Source organism: Corynebacterium uterequi (assembly GCF_001021065.1).
GTDB lineage: Bacteria > Actinomycetota > Actinomycetes > Mycobacteriales > Mycobacteriaceae > Corynebacterium > Corynebacterium uterequi.
The window spans coordinates 209,799-233,727 of record NZ_CP011546.1 but is presented as its reverse complement, the minus strand read 5'-3'; the positions used below and the strand labels follow the sequence as shown (position 1 = coordinate 233,727).

General features: G+C 66.2%; 19 protein-coding genes. 9 read left to right on the top strand and 10 right to left on the bottom strand.

The annotated features are described in order from the left end of the window. Positions 1 to 3 precede the first annotated feature (3 nt). The 4 genes from CUTER_RS01090 to lpdA all read right to left on the bottom strand — a co-directional run bounded on the left by CUTER_RS01090 (position 4) and on the right by lpdA (position 5,265). Positions 4 to 753 carry a succinate dehydrogenase/fumarate reductase iron-sulfur subunit gene (locus tag CUTER_RS01090; protein WP_047258872.1) on the bottom strand — a complete coding sequence of 250 codons (750 nt, stop codon included), beginning with the start codon at positions 751 to 753 and terminating at the stop codon, positions 4 to 6. Continuing rightward, positions 753 to 2,747 (bottom strand): fumarate reductase/succinate dehydrogenase flavoprotein subunit, encoded by a 1,995-nt coding sequence (locus CUTER_RS01085; RefSeq protein ID WP_047258871.1) that lies wholly within the window; start codon positions 2,745 to 2,747, stop codon positions 753 to 755. The genes CUTER_RS01090 and CUTER_RS01085 overlap by 1 nt, the downstream gene beginning before the upstream one ends. A 17-nt stretch (positions 2,748 to 2,764) precedes the next feature. Then, positions 2,765 to 3,520, bottom strand: coding sequence for a succinate dehydrogenase cytochrome b subunit (locus CUTER_RS01080; protein WP_047258870.1), 756 nt, complete (start codon positions 3,518 to 3,520; stop codon positions 2,765 to 2,767). A 332-nt stretch (positions 3,521 to 3,852) separates the two neighbouring features. Further along, positions 3,853 to 5,265, bottom strand: a complete 1,413-nt coding sequence (gene lpdA / locus CUTER_RS01075; RefSeq protein WP_047258869.1) for a dihydrolipoyl dehydrogenase — start codon at positions 5,263 to 5,265, stop codon at positions 3,853 to 3,855. Between the two features lie 423 nt (positions 5,266 to 5,688). Between lpdA and CUTER_RS01070 the strand changes: the two genes are divergently transcribed. From CUTER_RS01070 to rfbA, 7 genes are read left to right on the top strand one after another with little or no spacing between them, the layout of a single operon-like run. Next, positions 5,689 to 6,804, top strand: coding sequence for an alpha/beta hydrolase (locus CUTER_RS01070; protein WP_047258868.1), 1,116 nt, complete (start codon positions 5,689 to 5,691; stop codon positions 6,802 to 6,804). Positions 6,805 to 6,828: 24 nt separating this feature from the next. Beyond that, complete coding sequence (locus tag CUTER_RS01065; RefSeq protein ID WP_047258867.1) at positions 6,829 to 8,817, top strand: prolyl oligopeptidase family serine peptidase; 1,989 nt, start codon at positions 6,829 to 6,831, stop codon at positions 8,815 to 8,817. A 12-nt stretch (positions 8,818 to 8,829) separates the two neighbouring features. Continuing rightward, positions 8,830 to 10,194: a M1 family metallopeptidase gene (locus CUTER_RS01060; RefSeq protein ID WP_047258866.1), complete on the top strand. Its 1,365-nt coding sequence runs from the start codon at positions 8,830 to 8,832 to the stop codon at positions 10,192 to 10,194. Further along, positions 10,191 to 11,402 carry a hypothetical protein gene (locus tag CUTER_RS01055; RefSeq protein ID WP_047258865.1) on the top strand — a complete coding sequence of 404 codons (1,212 nt, stop codon included), beginning with the start codon at positions 10,191 to 10,193 and terminating at the stop codon, positions 11,400 to 11,402. The genes CUTER_RS01060 and CUTER_RS01055 overlap by 4 nt, the downstream gene beginning before the upstream one ends. Before the next feature lie 21 nt (positions 11,403 to 11,423). Continuing rightward, positions 11,424 to 12,413 (top strand): dTDP-glucose 4,6-dehydratase, encoded by a 990-nt coding sequence (gene rfbB / locus CUTER_RS01050; protein ID WP_047258864.1) that lies wholly within the window; start codon positions 11,424 to 11,426, stop codon positions 12,411 to 12,413. A gap of 3 nt (positions 12,414 to 12,416) precedes the next feature. After that, complete coding sequence (gene rfbD, locus CUTER_RS01045; RefSeq protein WP_047258863.1) at positions 12,417 to 13,736, top strand: dTDP-4-dehydrorhamnose reductase; 1,320 nt, start codon at positions 12,417 to 12,419, stop codon at positions 13,734 to 13,736. Then, positions 13,733 to 14,590 carry a glucose-1-phosphate thymidylyltransferase RfbA gene (gene rfbA, locus CUTER_RS01040; RefSeq protein WP_047258862.1) on the top strand — a complete coding sequence of 286 codons (858 nt, stop codon included), beginning with the start codon at positions 13,733 to 13,735 and terminating at the stop codon, positions 14,588 to 14,590. The genes rfbD and rfbA overlap by 4 nt, the downstream gene beginning before the upstream one ends. 3 nt (positions 14,591 to 14,593) lie before the next feature. Here rfbA and CUTER_RS01035 read toward each other — a convergent pair whose 3' ends face one another. The 3 genes from CUTER_RS01035 to CUTER_RS01025 form a co-directional block, all read right to left on the bottom strand. Next, on the bottom strand, positions 14,594 to 14,941 hold the full coding sequence (locus CUTER_RS01035) for a hypothetical protein (protein ID WP_047258861.1): 348 nt from the start codon (positions 14,939 to 14,941) through the stop codon (positions 14,594 to 14,596). A 143-nt stretch (positions 14,942 to 15,084) separates the two neighbouring features. Beyond that, positions 15,085 to 16,173, bottom strand: coding sequence for a type I restriction enzyme HsdR N-terminal domain-containing protein (locus tag CUTER_RS01030; protein WP_047258860.1), 1,089 nt, complete (start codon positions 16,171 to 16,173; stop codon positions 15,085 to 15,087). 376 nt (positions 16,174 to 16,549) lie between these two features. Beyond that, positions 16,550 to 17,815 (bottom strand): HNH endonuclease signature motif containing protein, encoded by a 1,266-nt coding sequence (locus tag CUTER_RS01025; RefSeq protein WP_047258859.1) that lies wholly within the window; start codon positions 17,813 to 17,815, stop codon positions 16,550 to 16,552. A 590-nt stretch (positions 17,816 to 18,405) separates the two neighbouring features. On the opposite strand from CUTER_RS01025, the gene CUTER_RS01020 reads away from it, so the two are divergent. Both CUTER_RS01020 and CUTER_RS01015 read left to right on the top strand, forming a co-directional pair. Further along, positions 18,406 to 18,906, top strand: a complete 501-nt coding sequence (locus CUTER_RS01020; protein WP_047258858.1) for a winged helix-turn-helix domain-containing protein — start codon at positions 18,406 to 18,408, stop codon at positions 18,904 to 18,906. Further along, entirely contained in the window at positions 18,900 to 19,877 is a 978-nt protein-coding gene (locus CUTER_RS01015; protein ID WP_052843963.1) for a serine hydrolase domain-containing protein, read from the top strand. The genes CUTER_RS01020 and CUTER_RS01015 overlap by 7 nt, the downstream gene beginning before the upstream one ends. A 211-nt stretch (positions 19,878 to 20,088) precedes the next feature. Here the strand turns inward: CUTER_RS01015 and CUTER_RS01005 are convergent, their stop codons facing one another. Genes CUTER_RS01005 through CUTER_RS00995 form a run of 3 tightly spaced genes read right to left on the bottom strand, consistent with a single transcriptional unit; the run spans position 20,089 to position 23,904 of the window. Further along, positions 20,089 to 20,718, bottom strand: a complete 630-nt coding sequence (locus tag CUTER_RS01005; protein ID WP_047258856.1) for an MBL fold metallo-hydrolase — start codon at positions 20,716 to 20,718, stop codon at positions 20,089 to 20,091. Continuing rightward, on the bottom strand, positions 20,718 to 21,812 hold the full coding sequence (locus CUTER_RS01000) for an S-(hydroxymethyl)mycothiol dehydrogenase (RefSeq protein WP_047258855.1): 1,095 nt from the start codon (positions 21,810 to 21,812) through the stop codon (positions 20,718 to 20,720). Before CUTER_RS01000 ends, CUTER_RS01005 begins: the two co-directional genes overlap by 1 nt. 58 nt (positions 21,813 to 21,870) lie before the next feature. Further along, positions 21,871 to 23,904 carry a glycoside hydrolase family 3 protein gene (locus tag CUTER_RS00995; RefSeq protein ID WP_082121204.1) on the bottom strand — a complete coding sequence of 678 codons (2,034 nt, stop codon included), beginning with the start codon at positions 23,902 to 23,904 and terminating at the stop codon, positions 21,871 to 21,873. Between the last annotated feature and the right edge of the window lie 25 nt (positions 23,905 to 23,929).

Here is a 23,929-nt window from a genome sequence, read left to right as displayed (position 1 = left end):
TGGTTAGTCGTCCTTGCCGCGGAATGCCGCACGAGCACGCTCGGTGTTCACCGCACCGACGGCGCTCAGCGGAACGCCGGCCGGGCAGACGTCGGCGCACTCGCCGTACAGCGAGCAGTGACCGAAGTTGGTCTCCAGCTCGTCCACCATCTGGCGGGCACGCTTGCCGCGCTCTTCCTTACCCAGGGGCATGAGCGACAGGTGCACCAGCTTGGCGCCGGTAAACAGGTGGGCCGCACCGTTCGGGCAGGCGGCGACGCACGCGCCGCAGCCGATGCACGCGGCGTGGTCGAGGGCGAACTCGGCCTCGTTCTGGCCCTGGTGCAGGGTGTCGGCGTCCGGGGCGGTGCCGGCCTGGATGGAGACATAGCCACCCTGGTAGAGCACGCGGTCCAGCGCGGAACGGTCGACGACCATGTCCTTGATGACCGGGAAGGCGGCGGAGCGCAGCGGCTCCAGCTTGATGGTGTCACCGTCGTTGAAGTCGACGAGACGCTGCTGGCAGGCCGGGGAGTTCTGGTGCGGGCCGTGGGGACGGCCGTTGACCATGAGGCCACAGGTGCCGCAGATGCCCTCGCGGCAGTCGGAGGCGAAGGCGTACGGCTCCTCGCCGCGGCGCACGATGCCGGCGTTGATGTGGTCGAGCAGCTCCAGGACGGACATCTGCGGGACGGCGTCGTCCACCGAGACGGTTTCGAAGGCGCCCTCGTTGTTCGGTCCGGCCTGGCGCCAGATCTCTACAGTGAGCTTCATTACTTGTAGTTCCTTGTCTGCAGCGGGATCGATTCGAAACGAAGGGGCTCAGCGTGGCGGGTGTACTGGCTCTGGCCAGTGCGCTCCCAGGCTGAGACGAAGCACCAGGTGGCGTCGTCGCGCTCGGCCTCGCCATCGTCGGTGAGGTGATCCTCGCGGTAGTGGGCACCGCAGGACTCGTCGCGGTCGAGGGCGTCGATGCACATGAGCTCGGCGAGCTCGATGTAGTCGGAGACGCGCAGGGCGTACTCCAGCGCCTGGTTCATGTAGTCATTGCCGCCGGGGACGCGCACGTCCTTCCAGAAGCGCTGACGCAGGTCGCGCACCGCGTCGAGGGCCTCGGTCAGGCCGGCCTCGGTGCGGGACACGCCACAGCCGCGGTAGAGGATTTCGCCGAGCTCGCGGTGGAAGTCCTCCGCCGGCTTCGGGTCCTCGGTCTGAACGGACAGCAGCGTGGTGACGCGGTTCTCGGCGCGCTCCAGTGCGGCGAGGGCCTCCGGCGAGTCGGTGGCGAGCACCGGCTCGTTGAGGTGGTTCGCCAGGTAGTTCGGCACCGTGAACGGCAGGGTGAACCAGCCGTCGACGGACGCAGACAGCAGCGAGTTCGCGCCCAGGCGGTTCGCGCCGTGGTAGGTCCAGGAGCACTCGCCAGCGGCGAAGAGGCCGTCAATGGACGTCATCTCGTTGAAGTCGGTCCACAGGCCACCCATGGTGAAGTGGCAGGTCGGGGCGATGCGCATCGGGGTGTCGTGCGGGTTCTCGCCGGTCGCCTCTTCGTACATCTTGAAGAGGTTGGAGTAGCGGGAATCCACCGTGTCCACGCCCAGGCGCTGGAAGGCGTCCTTGAAGTCCAGGTAGGCGGAGTTGTGCAGCGGGCCGACGCCGAAGCCGGCGTTGATCTGCTGGGAGATCGCGCGGGAGGCGACGTCACGCGGGACCAGGTTGCCGAAGGCCGGGTAGCGGCGCTCCAGGAAGTAGTCGCGCTCCTCCTCCGGGATGGTGTTCGGGTCCCGGTCGTCGCCCTTTTCCTTCGGGGTCCAGATGCGGCCGTCGTTACGCAGCGACTCGGACATGAGGATGGTCTTGGACTGCCACGTGGAGTTGACCGGCAGGCCGGTCGGGTGGAACTGCACGAACGCCGGGGAGGCGAAGAAGGCACCCTGCTCGAAGGCGCGCATGATCGCCGAGGCGTTGGAGTTCACCGCCAGCGTGGACATCTGGTAGACGTTGCCGTACCCGCCCGTGCCGAGGATGACCGCGTGGCCGGTGTGGGCCTCCAGCTCGCCCGTGATGAGGTTGCGGGTGACGATGCCCTCGCACCGCTTCACGCCGTCCTTCTCGGTGACGATGAGTTCCTGCATGTCGGAATGCGTGAACATCTCCACGTTGCCGAGGTGGATCTGACGCAGCAGGGCCGAGGTGGTCGACAGCTGCAGCTGCTGGCCGGTCTGGCCGCGGGTGTAGTAGGTGCGGGAGACCTGCACACCACCGAAGGAGCGGGTGGCCAGGGTGCCGCCGTACTCGCGGGCGAAGGGGGCGCCGATGGCGGCCATGTGGTCGATGACGCGGACCGACTCGACGGCCAGGCGCCAGCAGTCGGACTCGCGGCCGCGGTAGTCGCCGCCCTTGACGGTGTCCTTGACGTGGCGGTAGGCGCCGTCGTTGTCAACCTTCTTGCCGCGGGCGGAGTTGACGCCGCCCTGTGCGGCGATGGAGTGGGCGCGGCGCGGCGCGTCGTGGTAGGTGAAGGCCTTCACCTGGTAGCCCAGCTCGCCGAGGGCCGCGGCGGCGGCGCCGGCGGCGAGGCCGGTGCCGACCACGAGGATGCTGAACTTGCGGCGGTTGAGCGGGGAGACCAGGTTCATGTGGTCCTTGTGGTACTCCCACATGTCCTTGGTCGAGACGCCCTTGGGCTCGGCGTTGTCAAGAATGCGACCGACAGTCACTCCGGCGACGGAGGACTGGGGGTTGGTGAAGTTGTCGTTGTTGCTCATTGCTTCTTCCAAGTCTCCTAGCTCAGCACGCCAAGTGCGATGGACACGGGCATGATGATGTTGGCGATCACGGTGAGCGCGGGGATCACGGCGGCAAGGAAGGCGAAGATCTTCATTCCCTTGTGGCCGGTGATGCCCAGGTCCGAGGCCATGAGGCGAATACCGTGGTACAGGTGCATGAACAGGCCCAGCATGGCGACGACATAGAAGATGGTCACCGGCCAGCGCGAGAAGGTAGCGACCATGTTGTTCTGGATCTCACCATGAACGAAGCTCTCCGGGGCCGCCGGCGCCACGCCCATCGTGAGGTCCAGCAGGTGGAAGATCACGAAGGCCAGCAGGAGAACGCCGGTGATGAGCATGGACCGGGTGGCGCTGGAGTCCAGGCCGCCCATGAGGTTCGTGCGGGAGAACTTGCCGCGGGACTTGCGCGAACGGGCGTGCAGGGTGATCGCGCCGTGAACGTGAAGGATCAGGGCCGTGAGCAGGGTCACGCGGAAGATCCACAGGAAGCCCTCGTGCGGGAGCAGCGGCTCACCGAGGGAGCGCAGCCACTCGCCGTACACGTTGATGGCGGGGACCCCGTCGTGATCCGGCAGGAACACCTTCAGGTTGCCCACCATGTGGAAAACCACAAACAAGGCGAAGATGAGGCCGGTGACGGCCATCACAAGTTTCATGGCCCACGTCGGGTAGGCCGGCCGCTCACGTAGCGGCTGTTCGGTAATTTTCCCGTGACGGATTGCTTCACGGTCTACGTCTTTAACAGTCATGGCACCTCCAGTGTCTGTCTTTCACTCTAGAGGTCCGCTGTAGCTTAAGGCCAGCTCACGCCGGGCCTCGACGGGGCCTAGCACCCCCGAGACCAGGAACTTTTAGGTTAGCCTAAATTAACTCGCTCAGAGAAATGACAGGTGCATAGGTTGTTACCCCCAGATAGCATCGATTCCTCCGAAAATATGAGGTTGCTCACACTTTTTGGTGACAAAGACCACACCGCCCCACCGGGGTGTCAATCGAAGGTGGGAAAGGCGCAACCCGCCGACGCGTCCCGGCCGCAGCCGGCGTCGCCTCGACGGGTTCTCCCCCCGGATGCCCGAGCAGGCTAGAGGTTAATCATGTGGCCCTCGATGCCGTGGGCCGCCTCCTTCATCGCCTCCGACATGGTCGGGTGGATGTGCACGTTGCGGGCGATTTCCCCGGCGGTGATGTCATACTTCTGCGCCAGGGTGAGCTGCGGGGTGAAGTCCGCGACGCCGTGGCCGACCATGTGGCCACCGAGCAGCTCGCCGTGCTCGGCGTCGGCCACGAGCTTGACGAAGCCGTCGATCTCCGCGGCGCCGACTGCCTTGCCGTTGGCAGAGAAGGGGAAAGACGCCACCTTGATCTCGCGGTCCGGCCACTTCTCCTTCGCCTGCGCCTCGGTGTAGCCGAAGGACGCCACCTGCGGGTTGCAGAAGGTAGCGCGCGGCATCATCAAGTAGTCGCCCAGCGGAGCGGTCTCGGCGCCGGCGATGGTTTCGGCGGCCACCACGCCCTGCGCCTCCGCGACGTGGGCGAGCTGCAGCTTAGCGGTGACATCGCCGATGGCGTAGATGCCCTCGACGTTGGTGCGCATGAAGTCATCAATCTCGATGGCGCCGCGCTCGGTGAGCTTCACACCAGTGTTCTCCAGGCCAAAGCCTTCGGTACGCGGGCGGAAGCCCACGGACACCAGGACCCGATCGACGGTGATCGTCTCCGTCTTATCGGAGCCCTTCTTCTGGTAATCAAGCTCCACGGAGTCGCCATTGTCGCGCACCGCCGTCGTGGCGTGGCCCGGCAGCAGCTTCACGCCGAGCTTCTTGTACGCCCGGGCGATGGTCTTGGAGACCTCCGGGTCCTCGTTCGGCAGCACCCGGTCCATGTACTCAATGATGGTGACCTTAACGCCGTAGTTGGCGAGCACGTAGGCGAACTCCATGCCGATGGCGCCGGCGCCGACGATGGCCATCGACTTCGGGGCCACCGGGTTGAGGATCTGCTCCTCGAAGGACACAACGTTCTCCGAGAACTCCACCCCCCGCAGGGTGTTGACCACGGAACCGGTGGCGATGATGCAGTTATCGAAGGTGACAACCTTCCCAGCATCGTCCCCCTCGGTGATTTCCAGGGTCTTAGCGTCCTTAAAGGAGCCCAGGCCGTGGATCTCTGTAATCTTGTTCTTCTTCATGAGGTAGTGGATGCCGCCGACGATCTTCTCGGAGACCTTCCGGGAGCGCTTGTGCGCATCCGCGTAGTCGAACTCCACCTCGCCCTTGATGCCGAAGGTCTTGGCCTCGTGGTTGAACGTGTAGGCCACCTCGGCGTTGCGGATCAGCGACTTGGAGGGAATGCAGCCGACGTTGAGGCACACGCCGCCCCAGTACTGCTTTTCGACGACGGCCACCTTCTTCCCAAGCTGGGCCGCGCGGATGGCGGCAACGTAACCGCCGGGGCCGGCGCCGAGTACTACTACATCAAAGTGATCTTGAGCCATGCCCCTCAGGATACGGAAAACACCACCCCCATGTCGCACTGCGGCGCGGGGGTGGTGTTGGTCGGGGGACACACTCGGGGGTGATCACCCCGATGTCCACCGCACTGTTAGAACAGGTTCGCCTCGGAGGACAGGGCGGCGGTGACGGAGGAGCCTTCGTGGACGAAGCCGCCGAGAACCTCGTTGAGGGCAACCTGGAGGGTGGACAGAAGATCCATGTCAATAATCCTTCGATCGGGAATCAAGAAGCGCCGGGAACGTCACCTCACGTAGGCGACGCCACCGGCTCGGGCACGCAAGATTATGACACAGTTTTTGGTTGCTCACCACCCATCTTCCAGCTAGCATGCTCTAAGAAGAAGCTCAGGTCTGGGCTTCCGGCCCCGGCCCGCTACTCCCGTATTCGAAGGATCCTAGGTACATATGAACAAGTACGTGCGCTCGCTCATCCCGGCGCTCGCCGTCGCCGTGACGGTGGGCCTTGCCCCGAACGTCGTGGCTGACACCCCCGAGGCCCCGGCCAAGGGAGCTGTTCTCATCTCCGCTGACAACATCTCTGACTTCGACGCCACCCGTAAGTGGACCGCCATCGCCGGCCAGGACGACCGGGTTGATGGCTACTACGTGTACTCCGAGTCGATGCAGCGCGACATCCCCGTCGCCGTTGTCGCCGCCACCAACGAGGCCGGCGAGCGCGTCTCCGGTGCCCCGACCATCTACCTGCTCAACGGCGCCGGCGGCGCCGAGCAGAACAATGACTGGCTGGCCCTCAACAAGTCCCGCCCGGACGAGGACTACAAGGGCACCATCGACTTCTACTCCGGCAAGAGCGTCAATGTCGTCATCCCGATGGACGGCGCCTTCTCCTACTACCTGGACTGGTACTCGAAGCCGAACAGCGGCCTGCTCAACGGCCCCCAGATGTGGGAGACCTTCCTCACCAAGGAGCTTCCGGGTTCCATCGAGCCGGCCATCGGCGCTAACGATCGCCGCGCCATCGTCGGCTTCTCGATGTCCGCCACCTCGGCCGCCCTGCTCGCCGCCCACAACCCGGGCTTCTACAGCGCGGTGGCCGGCTTCTCGGGCTTCTACAGCACCTCCGACCCGGCGTCCTACAAGGTCCACGGCCTCACCCTGGACCGCGCGGACGCGACCCCGGAGCAGATGCTCGGCCCCGTCGGCGGGGACTTCGCCAAGCGCAACGACGCCCTGCTCAACGCCGAGGGCCTGCGCGAGACCAAGCACCTGTACTTCTCCAACGGTTCTGGCCTGGCCAGCATCACCGACACCCCGTCCTACCTGATGGAGCACGGCGCTAGCCCGCAGGCGGCCGTCGCGGGTTCCTCCACCCTCCAGATCGAGGGCGGCGTCATCGAGTTCGCCACCAACGCGTCCACCCACCAGCTTGAGGCGAAGCTCAACTCGCTGGGCATCCCGGCCACCTTCAACTTCCGCAACACCGGCACCCACTCCTGGCCGTCGTGGCGCGCGGACCAGTACGATTCCTGGCCCATCCTCCAGGCGGGCCTGTTTGGCTAACCGCCGGTAGGTTAAGCTGGCGCCATGTCGCGCCACGCCATTGATCCGTCGATACTCGAGTCCACCCAGACGCCCGAGGCCTTGGCCTGGGCGTCTTCGTGGTCTCAGGCGACCGACGCCGCGGTTGCCCGCGCGGATCTGCAGGCCGGGCTGCGTCGCGTCCTCGACTCCGACGATCGGATCCCCGAGGTCACCCGCCGCGGCGATCGGCTCTACAACTTCTGGCGCGACGGGGCTCACCCCCGCGGCCTGTGGCGGCGCACGACCTTGGAGTCTTATCTCACCGCGGAACCGGAGTGGGAGGTCCTGCTCGATATTGACGCCCTGGCCGCCGCCGAGCACGAGGACTGGGTGTTCAAGGGCGCCAGCGTGTGCCCGGTGCCGCGCCGCGCCCTCGTGCGCCTGTCCCGCGGCGGGGCGGACGCCACCGTCATGCGCGAGTTCGACGTCGAGGACAAGGAGTTCGTCGACGCTGGCTTCGTCCTGCCTGAGGCCAAGACGGACATTTCGTGGATCGACGAGGACAGCGTCATCGTCGGCACTGACACGGGCGAATCCTCCCTCACTGCTTCCGGGTACCCGGCGCAGGTGCGTCGCTGGCGACGCGGCGAGGCCGTCGACGACGCCGAGATCCTCGCCACCGGCACCCACGACGACGTCGCCATCGGCGGCCACGTCGACCCGCTGACCGGCCGGATCGTCATCACCCGCGCGGTGAACTTCTACGACACCGTCACCTCGGTATCCACCGCCGACGGCCAGGTGGTCCTTCAGCTGCCGGAGGATTGCGATGTCACCGTCACCGGCCCGTGGTTGCTGCTCGCCCCGCGCAGCGCCTACGCCGGCCTGCCCGCCGGCTCGCTCGGGGCGATCGAACTGGAGGATTTCCTCGCCGGGTCCCGCGACGTGCGCACCATCTTCGCCCCGACGCCGCACACCTCCCTGCAAAGCCTTACCCTGACGAAGAACTACCTGGTGCTCACGGTCCTGGAGGAGGTGGCCACCAGGCTGCTCGCCTACCCGCTGCGTCGGCTCGACGGCCCGGCGCTGCCCCTGGCCCTGCCTGAGCTCGTCACTGCCAGCGTGGTGTCGGCCAGCCAGCTCGACGGCGACGAGGTGTGGATCAGCGCCTCTTCCTTCACCACCCCGCCGGCGCTGTACCGCCTCGACCTCGCCGCCGGCCCCACCCCGGCCCTCGTCAAGCAGGCCCCAGCGCGCTTCGACGCCAGCGGCATGACCACCCGCCAGCACTGGGCGGTCTCCGCGGACGGGACCCGGGTGCCGTACTTCGTCACCGGGCGCCTCGACGACGGCCCCCGCCCGACGCTCGTCGTGGGCTACGGCGGCTTCGAGGTGTCGCTCCTACCCGGGTATTCGGGCGTGCGGGGCGTGGCGTGGCTGGAGCGCGGCGGCATTGTCGTCCAGCCGAACCTGCGAGGCGGCGGTGAGTTCGGCCCGGCCTGGCACTCCCAGGTCACCGGCCGCAACCGGCACAAGGTGTGGGAGGACCACGAGGCGGTGCTGCGCGACGTCGTCGCCCGCGGCTATGCCACCCCCGCTACCCTGGGCATTCGGGGTGGTTCGAACGGCGGGCTGCTCACCGCCGGCGCGCTCACCCGCTACCCGGAGGCCTTCGCTGCCGCGGTGATCCAGGTGCCGCTGACGGACATGCTGCGCTACCACACGTGGTCGGCCGGGGCGTCGTGGATGGCGGAGTACGGCAACCCTGAGGACCCCGCCGACCGCGCCGCCATCGAGACGTGGTCACCTCTGCACAACGTCGTCGACGCCTCGGAGCGCCCTTACCCGCCGGCGCTGGTGACGACGTCGACCCGGGATGACCGCGTGCACCCCGCCCACGCGCGCCTGTTTGCGCACCGGCTCTCCGCCGCCGGCCAGCCAGTGGACTATTACGAGAACGCCGTCGGCGGGCACGCTGGGGCCGCGGATAATGGGCAGGTCGCGCATGTCGAGTCGCTCATTTATCAATGGCTGGCCGACCGGCTTGGGTAACATTGGCCCGTTATGACATCCAGGCTGCGCACCACCGACGTCCCCGGGACCCGCGACGAGTACACGGGCGTCGACTTCAACCTGGGGTTTCACGTCCGCCACTATGACCTCGACCTCAACTACCGCGTGGCGCCCAACCGGCTCGACGCCCGCGCCCGCCTGCTCATTGTCACGTGGCGGGAGCTGGCCAGCCTCACCCTGGACCTGGTGAGCACGCTGCCGGTACGGCGCGTCGACGCCCGCGGCTCCGCTGGCCGCCGTGTCACCGTCACCCGGTTTTCCCAACGCGGCGGCAAGGTGCGCATCCACTTCGCCGACGCGGTCCCGGTGGACACCGAGTTCACCCTGGAGATCCGCTACGGCGGGCAGCCGCAGCCGCGGCGCACCGCCTGGGGGGAGATCGGCTGGGAGGAGCTGCGCAACGGCCTGCTCGTCGCCTCCCAGCCCAACGGGGCACCGACGTGGTTTCCGTGCGACGACACCCCCGACGAGAAGGCCACCTACGACCTGCGGGTTACCGCCGATAACCCCTACGTCGTCGTGTGCCCGGGGGACCTCGTCTCCCGGGAGCGTCACGGCTCGACGTCGACGTGGCACTACCGCACCCGCCACCGGATGGCCACCTACCTGGCGACGGTGCAGATCGGCGAGTACACGCGCCTGGATCTCGGCGACCGCTGCGCCGCGTGGGTCCCGCCGTCCCTGGCCGCCGCTGCCGCCCGTGAGCTCGGCGACCAGGCCGAGATGCTTCAGTACTTCGAGGGACTATTCGGGCGCTACCCCTTCCCCGCCTACACGGTGGTGGTGACCGAGGACGATCTCGACATCCCCCTGGAGGCCCAAGGCCTGTCCATCTTCGGCGCCAACCACATTCGCGAGGCCGGCCGGTGGGAGCGCCTCATCGCCCACGAGCTGGCTCACCAATGGTTCGGCAATTCGCTAGGCCTGGCCCAGTGGAATGACATCTGGCTCAACGAGGGTTTCGCCTGCTACTGCGAGTGGCTGTGGTTCGAACACCGCGGTGTCCCCGCCGCGTCCTCCGCCTACCAGCACTACGCCGGCCTACGTGCGCAACCCGCTGACCTGCTACTCGCCGATCCGGGCCCGCACGCCATGTTCGACGACCGGGTGTACAAACGCGGCGCGCTCACCGTCCACGCCCTGCGGGTGCTGCTTGGCGACGACGCGTTCTTCCACGCTCTGCGTTCCTACGTCGCCGCCGGCCGGCACGGCATCGTCGAACCGATTGACCTGCGTCGCGAGCTCTACGCGGTGGCCGACGCCGGCTATCACGCGGTCGGGCGGGCCGCGGTGGACGACGTGCTGCAGCGGTGGGTGTACGCCACCGACCTGCCGGACTTCCCTGCGGCCTCGTGAAATCGCTCTCGGCGGCGACGATCATCGCCGCGCTCTCCGGCTTCGGCGTCATCCTCGTCGCCGGGCGCGCCTTCGACCCCGCCGTCGTCGCGCGTTTCATGGCCTACTGGGGGTTGTTCTTCACGCTCACCGGCGTGCTCGACGGCCTCACCCACGAGACCTCACGCTCGGTGGCGGCGGCCCGGGAACGCCCGGCGGCCCGAACGGTTCCGGGCCCGACGGCCTGGCGGGTGTCCGCACTCCTCGCCGGCTCGGCCGTCGTCGTGGTGGGCGCGGCGCTGGCGGCGTGGTCCAGGGCCACCAACGGGGTGACCCTCGACGTGGGGGCGTCGTCGCTGCTGGTGGCCGGCACGAGTCTGTACACCTTCCAGGCGCTGACGCTGGGGATGCTCGCCGGCCGACGCTCCTGGCGCCCCTACGCCCTCATCGTCGCCCTCGACTCCGCCGCCCGGCTGCTCGTGGCGTGTGTGGCGTGGCGGCTGGGCGCCGGCCTGGCCGCGTTCTACCTGGTAACGGTGATGGGCGCGGCGACGTGGCTGGTGGTGCTCGCGGTGTCTACCCGCGCCCGACGGGCGGTGCGCAGCCCCCTCGACGCCGACGCGCGGCTGCTGCTGCGGCGCAGCGGCCATGCCATGACGGCCTCGGGAGCATCGGCGGTGCTCATCGTCGGCTTCCCCGCCTTCGCGACGGTGCTGGCCGGGTCGCGCACCGACCCCGCCGTGCTCGGCGCCGTCATGCTCGGCGTGACGCTGACGAGGGCGCCGATCCTCGTGCCGCTGCAACGCTTCCAGTCCGCCCTCATCGTGGCGTTCGTCCGCCGGCGCGACCCCGCCGCGCTGGCCCGCCCCTTGGGCCTCGTCGCCGCCGTCGGTGCCGCCGGCGCGATCCTGGCCGGGGCGATCGGCCCGCAGCTCATGGTGTGGCTGCTGGGTGAGGGCTACCGGCTCTCCGGCTGGGTGCTCGCGGGGCTGACGGTGGCGTCGGCGTGCACGGGCACGCTGTTTCTCACCGGCGCGGCGTGCCTGGCGGTGGAGCAGCACCGCGCCTACTCGCTGGGGTGGGTGGTGGCCACCGCGGCCGCGGCGATTGTGCTGGCCGCCCCCGTCGCGCCCGTGACGGTGTCGGTTCCGGTTGCGTTGTCGCTGGGGCCCCTGCTCGGCGCCGGGGTGCACTCCTGGTGCGCGGCGCGGGCGGTACAGCGGCCGTGAGCCCGCCGTATAGTCGAGGGCATGACTACGCTCCTGGTTACCGGCGGGGCCGGTTTCATCGGCGCCAACTTCACCCGGCTTGCGCTGCGCCGCGGCTACCGGGTGATCGTGCTGGACAAGCTCACCTATGCCGGCAACCGGGCGAACCTCGACGGGTTGGGGGCTGGCTTCGAGTTTCACCACGGTGATATCTGCGACGCCGACGTGGTCGATACCCTCGTCCGCCGCGCCGACGCCATCGTCCACTTCGCCGCGGAAAGCCACAACGATAACTCCCTGCGTGACCCGTCGCCGTTCATCGAGACCAACCTCGTCGGCACCTTCACTCTCCTAGAGGCGGCGCGACGCCACGGCACCCGCTTCCACCACGTCTCCACCGACGAGGTGTTCGGGGACCTGCCCATCGACGGCGACACCCGCTTCACCGAGGACACCGCCTACCGACCGTCGAGCCCCTACTCGGCGTCGAAGGCCGGGGCGGATCACCTCGTGCGCGCCTGGTCCCGCTCCTTCGGCCTGCCGGTCACGCTGTCCAATTGCTCCAACAACTATGGCCCGTACCAGCATGTGGAGAAGTTCATCCCCCGGCAGATCACCAACATCCTCGACCACCGCACGCCGAAGCTCTACGGCACCGGCGCCCAGGTTCGGGACTGGATCCACGTCGACGACCACAACGAGGCCGTGCTCACCATCCTCGAACGCGGGCGGATTGGCGACACCTACAACATCGGCGGCGACGACGACCACGTGAGCAATAAGCAGGTCATGGAGCTCATCTGCGAGCTCATGGACGCCGATGGTTACGAGCACGTCGCCGACCGCCCCGGCCATGACCAGCGATACGCGATGGACTCGTCGAAGCTGCGCACCGAGCTGGGCTGGGCGCCGGCACGCTCCGATCTGCGCGACGGACTCAGCGCGACGATCGAGTGGTACCGGAGCAACGAAGAGTGGTGGCGCCCGGCGAAGGCCGCCACCGAAGAGGCCTACGCGGAGAAGGGACACTAACACATGATCGACGGCCTTCGATTTATTGACCTGCAACGGCACCACGACGCCCGCGGCTGGTTCAAAGAGAACTGGCGCCGCGGCTGGCTACCCGGATTCACCCCGGTCCAACAGAACGTCTCCTACAACCTCACCCGGGGCACCACCCGCGGGCTGCACGCCGAGCCCTGGGACAAGCTTGTCTCCGTCGGCACCGGCCGCGTCTTCGGCGCCTGGTTAGACCTCCGCGAAGGATCGACCACCTTCGGTGAAACTGCCACCTACGAGATCACGCCCGACGTGGCTGTCTTCGTCCCCCGCGGCGTCGCCAACGGCTTCCAGGCTCTCGACGACGCCACCACATACCTCTACCTTGTCAACGACCACTGGTCCGCCGACGCCACCTACGCCAACGTCTCCTACCGCACCATCGACTGGCCACTCGAACCGATCAACCTCTCCGACAAAGACCTCGCCCACCCGATGACGTGCGCCCCCATACCGGGCAGGAAGATCCTCGTCACGGGCGCCGACGGCCAGCTCGGGCGCGCTCTGCGGAAGCACCTGGGCGAGCGCGGGCACTACCTCACTCACGCCGAGTTCGACATCGCCTCTCCCCCGGCGGACTTCCCCTACGCCCAGTACAGCGCCATCATCAACGCCGCGGCGTACAACAACGTCGACGCCGCCGAGTCCGACCGCACCCGCTGCTGGGCCGTCAACGCCGCCGCCCCGGCCCGGCTCGCGTCGCTGGCCAACGCCCACGACCTCACCCTCGTCCACGTCTCCACCGACTACGTCTTCCCCGGCCAGGACTCCCCCTACACCGAGGACGACACCCCCGCCCCGGTCAACTTCTACGGCGCCGCCAAGGCAGCCGGCGAGGAAGCGGCCCGCGTGGCAGCCAAGCACTACGTCATCCGCACGCAGTGGGTCTACGGCGACGGGGCGAACTTCGTTTCCGCCATGGCCGGCTTAGCAGAACGCGGGGTCACCCCGCGCGTGGTCAACGACCAGGTTGGGCGACCCACTAGCGCCGACGACCTCGCCCGGGCGATCATCCACTTGCTCGACACCGGCCAGGACTACGGGATCTACCACGTCACCGGCACCGGCGACGCCGCCGGCCGAGACGACGTAGCCATGGCCGCGTTCATCGCCGTCGGCCACGACCCGGCCGAAGTCCACCCCGTCACCACCGCCGACTACGAAGCCGCCCAAGCGGCCGCCGGGACCGTGCTGGCTCCCCGACCACGGCGCACGGTGCTGGACACCGCGAAGATCGAGGCCACCGGCTTCACCCCCACCAGCTGGCGCGTCGGCCTGGCGCTGTATTTGGGATGAAGGGCATCATCCTCGCCGGCGGCTCCGGCACCCGGCTGTACCCCATCACCCGCGGCATCTCGAAGCAGCTCATGCCTGTCTACGACAAGCCGATGATCTACTACCCGCTCACCACCCTCATCCAGGCGGGCATCCGCGACATCCTCATCATCACCACCCCCGAGGATCAGCCGGCCTTCCAACGCCTGCTCGGCGATGGTGAACAGCTCGGCATCATGCTCGACTACGCCGTGCAGCCCCGCCCCGAAGGCCTAGCGCAGGCATTTCTCATCGGCCAGGACTTTATCGGCGACGACGCCGTCGCGCTCGTCCTCGGCGACAACATCTTCGACGGCCACGGCTTCACCACCGCCCTGACGCACTGCCACGACCCCGCCGGCGGCGTCGTTTTCGCCTACGAAGTCTCCGACCCGCAGCGCTACGGCGTCGTGGAGTTCGACGCCTCCGGCCGCGCCATCTCCATCGAGGAAAAACCCGCCCGTCCGAAGTCCAACTACGCGGTGGTTGGTCTGTACTTCTACGACAACTCCGTAGTGGACATCGCCCAATCCATCACCCCCAGCGCCCGCGGCGAACTGGAGATCACCGCCGTCAACGACGCCTACCTGCGCCAAGGCCGGCTCACCGTGCAGCGAATGCAGCGCGGCGACGTATGGCTCGACACCGGCACGGTGGATTCCATGTCCGAGGCCGCCAGCTACGTCGAGGTCCTACAAAAGCGCACCGGGCGCGTCATCGGCTCCCCCGAGGTAGCCGCCTACGAGGCCGGCTTTATCGACGGGCGTCGATTAGCTGAGTTGGCCCAGCCCATGCTCAAGTCCGGTTATGGGCAGTACCTGCTGGCGGAGCTGTAGCTGTTAACGGGCGGATCGCCGCCGCAGCAACGTCAAGCCACCCGAAACCACCAGCACTATGCCCAGCGGGAGCATCAACACCGGGGAGAAGATCTCGGTAGGCTGCATGAATGCGGCGCCGTAAATGGCGCCGGCTATCGTCAGCACGACGCCGAGCAGAATTGTTCCGGTAGCCACCCGGCGTGGCGCGCACCAGAGGCACAGCGATAGCATCAGCACGCCGACCGTGAGCGCTGTGGCCACGAGCGCCCAATAGGCCACCATTTCGGCGTGCGTGGCGATCGCAACGATGGCGACAAGTGCGGACACGGCGGCGAGGAGCAGTTCGGGGGTTGGAAAGGTTTGGCGCATTGGAACGGCTCCTTGGCGGGATTGGGCGTTGGGACGATGAGGGAAGCCCTCAACTTGCGTCAAAGAACAACAAACACCTTACATTTACGAAAATCGAAGACCATACAACATTAGCCATCCCCTTCCGAAGGAAATTCCCACCTCTACCCTCGCAATGCGATACACCTGTCTCGAAGTAGCTGCGCATGCTCGTAGATACCGTCGACACTTTCTAGGTCGATTGGGTGCTCCACCCGCTCCGCGTCAAATATTACAATCCTCGGAACCCGACGGTCGAAATAGAGCCGGGCGATCGGAGTGCGATTATTATTTCGATAAAGGATCGCGCAATACGTTTTGGCATCTCTCATCGAAATGTCTGCAACCGGAATCTCACTACAGCATATCGCCCTAATTATTCCGAACGCCTGCATCTCCTCCTCAGTCGTTACAATCGAACTAACCTCATCAGCCTCAGGCTCAACCTCACCTTCCGCCATGGATTCCTGCGGCAAAATCCTCGTAGATACCCCATCGTCGAGATCCTGTGCAGATCGCAGCCTCCTGTTAGCTTCATCCTTCAGGAATTGCGATTGCGCGGTAGTCACCAACTGAGTGAAGGCTTCGATGTTCTGCGACGTCATCCTCCGAGTTGTGACACGTGAGGCAATGAGCTTCACCCAGTCAGGGTCCGGCTCTTTGAATTGCTGGGCCAGCACCTTCCTGATCTCTGATATGTACTTCAGCTGTTCCGCACTAGCGGCAATTGTATCAGAATCAAAGCGGTTCTTCGTACACATCTCCAGGTGCGGAAATACCCTCGAGTCAATATCGGAGAGATTAACAGTCATAAATGGCTTCTCGTCCATCCTATTGACCGCATCTAGCTGAGCGTAGAATTCGTAAACCTCGCCGTTCGTCAATATTGCAAACTCAGTATCTGTGACATTAAAGTACCGTACGAGCTGATTTGCATGATCCAGCCGTAGCGGTTCACCGATCTTTTTACACTCAATCAGAAATCTGAAGTCATCTCCCGACTTGATCGCAAAGTCGACCTTCTCTCCTTTCTTAACCCCAACATCAGCCGTATATTCGGGAATGACTTCACGGGGGTCCGTCACATCATACCCAAGCACTGTGCTAATAAATGGGATGATGAACGCAGTCTTCGTGGCCTCTTCGGTTTCAATGATCGGTTTCAACTCGCGCACTCTGGCAGCGAGCGCATGGACCGCTTGATCGATGCTCACTGTGGGACCTCACTTCTCCTAGGTTCACGATTCTTGGCTTCTCATCGAACTGTCTCGAGTATCGACACTGATGAAGGCCAAGATGTCTTCCCCAGTGTAGCTAGCATGACCGCTACGTGAGGCGCTTTTGGGTTTCACAAAGTGTCATGCCAGCGACACAGCTCAGAAGGCACTCTCCACCGATGACGCCGGCGTCGCGCAGAAGCGCAAGGCTACCGAGCGGCTTCTGCACAAGTTCATCCGCCACGAAGTGTTGTGGGGCACCAGGTAGGGGTTCATCCTGGCCTACGAATCAGACATCAAAGCGGTATCCAGCTTCCACACCCTCCCGGGTCCGGGCATCGACCGAGACCATGCCCTAACCCCCAGGCGGGGCTTACGCCGCGGTCGGGGCCTTACGGGCCAGCAACGACTCCAATGTCACCGGCGCACCACGCCGACAACTCACAAAATGCGACCCCCTCGCCCGAAAATGCAACCGCGAAGGGTCCTTATCATCAATCGTGATCCGCATCTGCCCATTCGTGACCAACGTATGACACGCCGAACACAACACCACCAAATTCCACATATCCGTCGGCCCACCCTGAGCCCAATCCACAATATGATGCATCTCCAACCACCGACTATGACCACACCCCGGAGTAGCACACACCCCCGACCACTGCGCCACCAACGCTTTGACCTGCCGATTAGTCGCCAACCGCGTCGACGAACTCAACGACACCGCATTCCCCACACCATCCACCAACAAAGTACGCATCCGGGCATTAAACAACTTATCCGCCCGACCCGTAGCCACCGCCGACGGATCACTAACAACCCGCGGCACCCCACCATCATCTTCCCTCACCACGTAGATCACCTCCGCGCCCGGGGCACGCACCCTCGACACCGGCTGGGAACGCACAATATGCACCACCGCCTTAAACGCCCCCATCAACCGCACCCTGGCAGGAGCACCAAACCGACTCACACCCACCACCCCCGCACCGTGCGTGCCGTGCGGATCCAACCCAGCGATCTGATCGGCTACATCCCCAGGTTGATCGTCCGAATCTTCCACCTTGGTGGTGGTATCGCCGTAGTTGCTTAACTCCGCGGTTTTCAACGCCGCCGCAAACTCCGCAGCCGTATCCGGGTTCAACGTGATACTGACTGTCGTCCACCCATCATCCTGGGTGCGTATACGGATCTTCTCCACCTTGTCTTCCCGCGGTGTCCTCAGCGGCGCAAGTGCTGCGCGTAGCTCAGTGATCGTTAGTCCTTCCGCCGCGGCAACAATGGCGTCTTCTTCATCCTCGGTGGTGGACTCATCGACAACCGCCATGAGCAACCGCACCGCGCAATAGGACAATCGGCCGAGGTAGAACGCGTCAGCAACCCTAGGGTGCTGGGTGATGAACACCGCGACACGGACTAACTCCCGGGCGGTGGACGAGGCGAGTTGGAAGTGGCGGATAAGCCACGTCGCAGTCGACGGGGCGCCGAAGTGTTCGGCCAGCCCACGGGCGTGGAACTGTGCGATCGCGGCGATCAGTGCGGCTTTCGAGCGGGTGATGGTGCGATGGGCGTGGGTGAGCATGCTGGTGATGTCGTCGTCGCGGGCGTCGGTGAGGTCGATCAGTGATGTGGTGGGCATGAGCTACGTGTCCCCCGTGTGTGGTTTCCCCGTGGTGTGATGATGGCCCCTATCATAGCCGGGTAGAACGTGTTTGCTATCGTACAGGGGTGCGATTTTGGTCACAGTTTCATGGTTGGTGCAGCTGGGCGGGCTAGTCCTTACTGCTGGGTGGGAACGTTTGGTTCGAACGTGGTGGTTGTGGTGGGTGATGCACGTGCATCGTTTCGGTGTTCATCATGGGCTGGGGGCTGCCCCCCTTCTTTGCTGTCGGCCCGGGTTCGCGGCGGCGTCGACGCTTCCCAAGTGATGCACGTGCATCGTTTCAGTGTTCATCATGGCCGGAGCCTGCCCTCTCTTTGCTGTCGGCCCGGGCGTCGACGCTTCTCAAGCGATGCACGTGCATCGCTTCAGCCCATTGACGGCGGCCAGGGTTCCAGCCTGACGCGGCCGAAGCTGACGCCTCCTACGCAATCCACCCTCCCGCCCGATACGGACCTCCGGCATATCCCGTCCCCAGTGATGCACGTGCATCACCCCGCCCGCCCCGAGCCACACCCTGACCCCCGACCTCCGCCCCCAACTCTCCATGATTCCGTAATATCGGAATCATGAATTCCGATCTTGAATCCCGCCTCGAAGCTCTGGAACGTCGCGTCCAGCGGCTTGAACAAACATCAGCGCTCGGAGCCACGGCCACCCCCACAACAACCACCGAAACCCCAACCTCAGCAACCCCAAACACAACAACCCCCACAACCACCGACCTCACCGCCTTCTCCGGCGCCTACCGCGGCATCAGCTATGAGTGGATCCGCCCGTCGGAGTACCTGGCCGTCGCGGACTGGCGGCCGCACATCGAGCGGCTGATCGCCATCGCCCACCCGGCGCGCGGGGCTATCCTGCAGCGCCTGCTCGTCGCGCCGGCCACGGCTGCCGAGATCCACGCCGACGGCCTCGCGACCTCGCTGGGGCAGGCCTACCACCATCTCGGGGCGCTTCAGTCCGGCGGCTGGCTGCAGAAGGACGCCCACGGCCAATACTTGGTGAAGCCCGCGCGCGTCGTGCCGCTTCTAGCCATCATCGCCGCGACGGAGGAGCATCCATGTTGAAGCGCATCGCCCTGGCCATCGTCACCATCGCCCTCTTTCTCGCGGCGGCGTATGTCATCGCCCCGCGCCCCGTCCACCTCTCGAACGACCGCCACGGCGACCAAGCCCTGGCGTCCCAGCTGCACGATCTCGCCGGCAAGGGCCATCACCACCTCTTCGCCGTGCGCGTCCAGGGCGACGACGCCACTTGGGCCGGGTTGGGTATGGATGACGCCACCGAGTTCGAGATCGGTTCCGTCACCAAGACGATGAATGCGCAGATCATGGCCGCGGTCGGAAACCCAGCAACGGAGGTGGGCTCGCTCGTGGACGTCAGCCCTGAGCTCAGCGCGACGACCTTCGGGGACCTGGCTAATCACACGTCCGGGCTGCCAAGGTTGGCCGGCGTGCCCTGGACGCAGCTGGTCACCGAGCAGATTCTTCGGCCGGGTAACCCCTATAAGGGCATCATGCCTGACGACGTCCTCGCCCAGGATCCAGCTCCGGATCCGGAGAAGGTCGGAAAGCAGCACTATTCCAACTACGGTCACGCGCTGCTGGGCCAGCTCCTAGCGAAGCAGGAGGGCGTGACCTGGGAGGAGCTGCTCCAACGCCACGTGTTCGCGCCGGCCGGCATGAGCGAGTCCTATTCGATGGCGTTCGGTTCCGTCGCCGACGACGCACCCCGGGGTCTCAGCGGCGACGGCCGCGAGTCCGCGCCCTGGGAGACGGCGGGTTACGCCCCCGCCGGCGCGGTGCGATCCACCGGCCGAGACATGACGAAGTACGCCCGGTTCCTGCTCCGGCACGGCCAGCACGAGCACACCTGGGTGAAGGAGGCTGATCATCTCTGGCACAACGGCGGCACGGGCGGCTACTCGGCGATGCTCATCCTCATCCCTAACAACGACGAGGCGGTGTTCGTCGTCGGCGACACCACCCGGGGCGTCGAGGACATCGCCTACGGGCTGGCCAGCGTGGAGGAGGAGTAGATGATTATCGGAGCCGTGTTCGTCCTGGCCATGAGCGGGCTGGTGTGGGGCGCGCTCAAGCACGAATCGGCCGCCTCGGCCGCTGTGCAATCCTTCACCTGGCTGCCCGTGCTGTGGATTCTTCCGTGGGAGCCCGACGACGACTTCGCCGTGTGGTGGGCAGTCATCGTCGTGCTCGCCGCGCGCATCGCCTGGGGTTTCCTGCGCGCGCCTAGTGCCCGCGGCGGATCCACTCCTCCAGGTGCGGGGCCTCCGCGCCGACGCTGGTGTGGTCGCCATGGCCGGTGCGCACCGTCGTCTCGGCGGGCAGGGTGAGGATGGAGGTCTTGATGGATTCGATGATCGTGTCGAAGGACGAGTAGGACCGTCCCGTGGCGCCGGGCCCGCCCTGGAAGAGGGTGTCGCCGGAGAAGAGCACGCCGGCTTCGGGCAGGTAGAGGCAGCAGGAGCCGGGTGAGTGCCCGGGGGTGTTGAGCACCCGCATGGTGGCGCCACCGATGGTGAACTCCGCCAGGTTCTTGAGCGGTTCGTAGCCGACGCCGGGGTGCGTCATCTCCCACAGGGGCTGGTCGCCGGGGTGGAGGTACAGCGGGGCGTCGAGGCGCTGGGACAGCTCCGGGGCGACGGTGACGTGGTCGTTGTGGCCATGGGTGCAGATGATGGCGGCGACGTTGCGGCCGTCGACGGCGTCGACGATGGGGGCGGCGTCGTGGGCGGCATCGATGATGATGACGTCGTGGTCGTCGCCGACGAGCCAGATGTTGTTATCGACGTCCCACTGCCCGCCGTCGAGGGCGAAGGTCCCGGAGGTGACGACGTGGTCAATGCGCAGGGAGTCCATTAGAGGACCACCACCGATCGCAGGACGTCGCCGCGCTTCATGGTGTCGAAGGCGGCGTCGACGTCGTCGAGGCCGATGCGCTCGGAGACGAACTTGTCCAGCGGGAGCTGGCCGTTGGCGAAGAGTTGGGTGTAGGCGGGGAAGTCCCGTTCGGGCAGGCAGTCGCCGTACCAGGCGGGCTTGAGGGAGCCGCCGCGGGAGTAGAAGTCGATGGCGGGCAGCTCGATGCGGTCGGTGAGGTTGGGTACCCCGACCATGACCATGCGGCCGGCGTGGTCGCGGGAGTAGAAGGCCTGGTAGAAGGTGGGCAGGATGCCGACGGCGTCGATGGTGACGTCGGCGCCGAAGCCGCCGGTGAGCTCGCGGACCTGTTCGACGACGTCGTCCTGCGATAGCCCGTCGGAGACGATGGTGTGGGTGGCGCCGAATTCGCGGGCCTGCTCGGTCTTGCGTTCGTCGAGGTCGACGGCGATGATCGTCGTCGCGCCGGCCAGCCGCGCGCCGGCGACGGCGGCGGTGCCGACCCCACCGAGGCCGAAGACGGCCACGGAGTCGCCGATCTGGATGTCGCCGGTGTTGACGGCGGCGCCGAGGCCGGCCATGATGCCGCAGCCGAGCAGACCGACGGCCGCCGGGTCGGCGTCGGGGTTGACCTTGGTGCACTGGCCCTCGTGGACGAGAGTCTTTTCGGCGAAGGAGCCGATGCCAAGGGCGGCTTCGAGCTCGGTGCCGTCGGGCAGCGTCATGGGCGTCGAGGCGTTGTGGGTGTTGAAGCAGTTCTTGCTGTCGCCCTTTCGGCAGGCGCGGCACTGCCCGCACACGGCGCGCCAGTTGAGGATGACGTGGTCGCCGGGTGCGACGTGGGTGACGGCCTCGCCGACGGTGTCGACGATGCCGGCGGATTCGTGGCCGAGCAGGTAGGGGAAGTTGTCGCCGATGTGGCCGTCGCGGTAGGACAGGTCCGTGTGGCACACGCCGCAGGTTAAGACCTTCACGACAACGTCGTGGGGGCCGGGGTCGGGGATGACGATGTCGGTCAGCTCAACCTCGGCGCCCTTGGCGCGGGCAATGACGCCCTTGACGGTCTGTGGCATGGGAGCTCCTTACGTAGATACGTTTGTTGTCACGTCCCATCCTACCGAGAAAAAGCAGCTAGCTCAGGCGCAACCCGTGCCCGAAGCCGTAGGCCACGCCGTCGCGATCGACGTAGGGGTAGTCCTCGCCACAGAATGCGCCGGGGACGTCGCGCCCGGAGTTCTCGAAGACCTCCGCCGAGCGCGGGAACGCAAACGGCAGCTTCCCCTTCGGGCCGCCGTCGACTCCGGCCAGCGAACGCAGCAGCTGATCCGGGGAGATCTCGAACGTCGCGACGAGGGCGGCCGCGTGCGGTTCCAGCTCCGCGAGCAGCCACGGGTTCGTGACGTTGAGCGCCAGGACCGTCGGCACCGCTTTCTCGATCTCCACCACGCGGTCGACGTCCACGCCGTTGTCCCGCGGGTCCACGGACAGGGACACGCCTTCCTTGTCATCCTCGAAGAGGTTGATCTCCGGGCGGGCCACGACGAACGCGAGGTCCGCCTCCTCCGGGGTGTCCACCACTGTGGCGTACGGCAAGAGAACCTCGACCTGTTCGCGCACGCGCTCCGCGGCGAGCTCGATCTTCGTGCGGCCGGTGGTGTACACGAACACCTTCATGTTGGAGTCGAGGTCCAGGGGCAGCACCCCGTCGGAGTTGCGCAGCAGGGTGACCGAGTCACGCTGGGCACGCTCCGCCGCGGCCAGGTGCGAGGTGACACGCAGGGCAGCGTCGGCGGCAGACTCGTCGACGTAGGGGCTGTCGAACAGGCCAAGCTCGAAGGGCTCACGCAGCAGGCGTTCGCAGGCCGTCGTCAGCTGCTCGTCGGTCACCAGGCCCTGCTCGTAGGCGGCGACGAGTTCGCTCGGGTCGGCCATGTCCGAGAAGATGTCCACGCCGGCGGCGATGGCGCGGGCGAAGCGCTCCGGCTTGCTCAGGTCCTCCACGCCCCACGGCATCGCGTCGATGACCCCGGAATCGGAGTTGACGTAGCCGGTGTGGCCCAGATCGCCCCGCAGCAGATCCGTGATGATGGCCTTGTTGTACGCGAAGGCCACCTCCTCGAACTGCTGGTTCTCACTGACCCATCGCTGCGGCTCCAGCTGATCGGCGGAGGTGTTGAGCGGCTTGGCGTAGTACGGCATGATGGCCGACACGCCGGCGTCCACCGCCGCGGCGAAGGGCGGCAGGTGGTAGGTGGCCAGGGCGCCTTCGGTGGGGTACTCGTTGGACTGGCCCCAGGAGAAGTGGGGGTCGTGGCCGTCCTCGCGCACGCCGCCGCCCGGGAAGTGCTTGACGGTGCAGGCCACGCCACCCTCCTGGAATCCGACGACGGTCGCGCGCACGCACGCCGCCGCGAGCTGCGGGTCCTCGCCGAAGGTGTTGGCGAAGCGCGACCACCGGGGCTCGCTGGCGATGTCCGCCATATAGCCGTAGACCTTATGCAGGCCGACGGCCCGCCACTCGCTGGCCGCGATGCGGGAGAACTCCTCCACCCGGGCGGCGTCGCCGAGGGCCGCCAGGCCGAGCTCGCTGGGGAAATCGGAGAAGATACCGGCGGAGTCTGACGAGCCAAACACCGGGACGAGGGCGTAATGGTTGCGCGGGTTCGACGCAAAGACGGCGGGGATGCCCAGGCGGGAGCGTTCCGCGACCTCCTGGACGGCGTTGGTCCACTCGGCCATTTCGCGCGGGTCGAGGTTGTCACGGGCGATAAAGAAGCGCTGGTGGCGCTCGTGAATGGCGGCCTCGGTGCCCGAGGTCTGGAGGAAGGGCTCCGGGTAGTCCTGGCCGGTCATGGGGTTCTTGTCCTGCCACAGGTCCTGCTCATTGAGCAGCTGGCCGTTCCTCTTGTGGGGCAGGAACTCGGAGAACCCGGGGTAGTGCGAGCCGATGACCATGAGGCCCGCCTTCTCTTCCGGCGTCATCCGGGCTGCGAGGTCCCGGGCGCGTTCCTCGGGGCTGAGGCGCCAGTCTTCGTAGGGGCTAAGCTGGCCGTCGCGGTCGAGGTCTCGGAAGCGGAGGCCGTCGATCTCGAGGTAGTTATCAAGCCTGCTTGATAGGTGTGGCTGCTGTTGCACGTGTGAATCCTTCCGGGGAGGTAGTAGCATGTATCCCCAGGATAACCGGCACTTT

Bases quoted from the DNA above. Each gene is read 5' to 3' on its own strand.
- CUTER_RS00995 (WP_082121204.1), bottom strand. From the start codon at position 23,904: ATGCTACTACCTCCCCGGAAGGATTCACACGTGCAACAGCAGCCACAC.
- rfbB (WP_047258864.1), top strand. From the start codon at position 11,424: ATGACTACGCTCCTGGTTACCGGCGGGGCCGGTTTCATCGGCGCCAAC.
- CUTER_RS01005 (WP_047258856.1), bottom strand. From the start codon at position 20,718: ATGGACTCCCTGCGCATTGACCACGTCGTCACCTCCGGGACCTTCGCC.
- CUTER_RS01000 (WP_047258855.1), bottom strand. From the start codon at position 21,812: ATGCCACAGACCGTCAAGGGCGTCATTGCCCGCGCCAAGGGCGCCGAG.
- CUTER_RS01035 (WP_047258861.1), bottom strand. From the start codon at position 14,941: ATGCGCCAAACCTTTCCAACCCCCGAACTGCTCCTCGCCGCCGTGTCC.
- rfbA (WP_047258862.1), top strand. From the start codon at position 13,733: ATGAAGGGCATCATCCTCGCCGGCGGCTCCGGCACCCGGCTGTACCCC.
- CUTER_RS01015 (WP_052843963.1), top strand. From the start codon at position 18,900: ATGTTGAAGCGCATCGCCCTGGCCATCGTCACCATCGCCCTCTTTCTC.
- rfbD (WP_047258863.1), top strand. From the start codon at position 12,417: ATGATCGACGGCCTTCGATTTATTGACCTGCAACGGCACCACGACGCC.
- CUTER_RS01025 (WP_047258859.1), bottom strand. From the start codon at position 17,815: ATGCCCACCACATCACTGATCGACCTCACCGACGCCCGCGACGACGAC.
- CUTER_RS01065 (WP_047258867.1), top strand. From the start codon at position 6,829: ATGTCGCGCCACGCCATTGATCCGTCGATACTCGAGTCCACCCAGACG.
- CUTER_RS01090 (WP_047258872.1), bottom strand. From the start codon at position 753: ATGAAGCTCACTGTAGAGATCTGGCGCCAGGCCGGACCGAACAACGAG.
- CUTER_RS01060 (WP_047258866.1), top strand. From the start codon at position 8,830: ATGACATCCAGGCTGCGCACCACCGACGTCCCCGGGACCCGCGACGAG.
- CUTER_RS01020 (WP_047258858.1), top strand. From the start codon at position 18,406: ATGAATTCCGATCTTGAATCCCGCCTCGAAGCTCTGGAACGTCGCGTC.
- CUTER_RS01085 (WP_047258871.1), bottom strand. From the start codon at position 2,747: ATGAGCAACAACGACAACTTCACCAACCCCCAGTCCTCCGTCGCCGGA.
- CUTER_RS01080 (WP_047258870.1), bottom strand. From the start codon at position 3,520: ATGACTGTTAAAGACGTAGACCGTGAAGCAATCCGTCACGGGAAAATT.
- lpdA (WP_047258869.1), bottom strand. From the start codon at position 5,265: ATGGCTCAAGATCACTTTGATGTAGTAGTACTCGGCGCCGGCCCCGGC.
- CUTER_RS01070 (WP_047258868.1), top strand. From the start codon at position 5,689: ATGAACAAGTACGTGCGCTCGCTCATCCCGGCGCTCGCCGTCGCCGTG.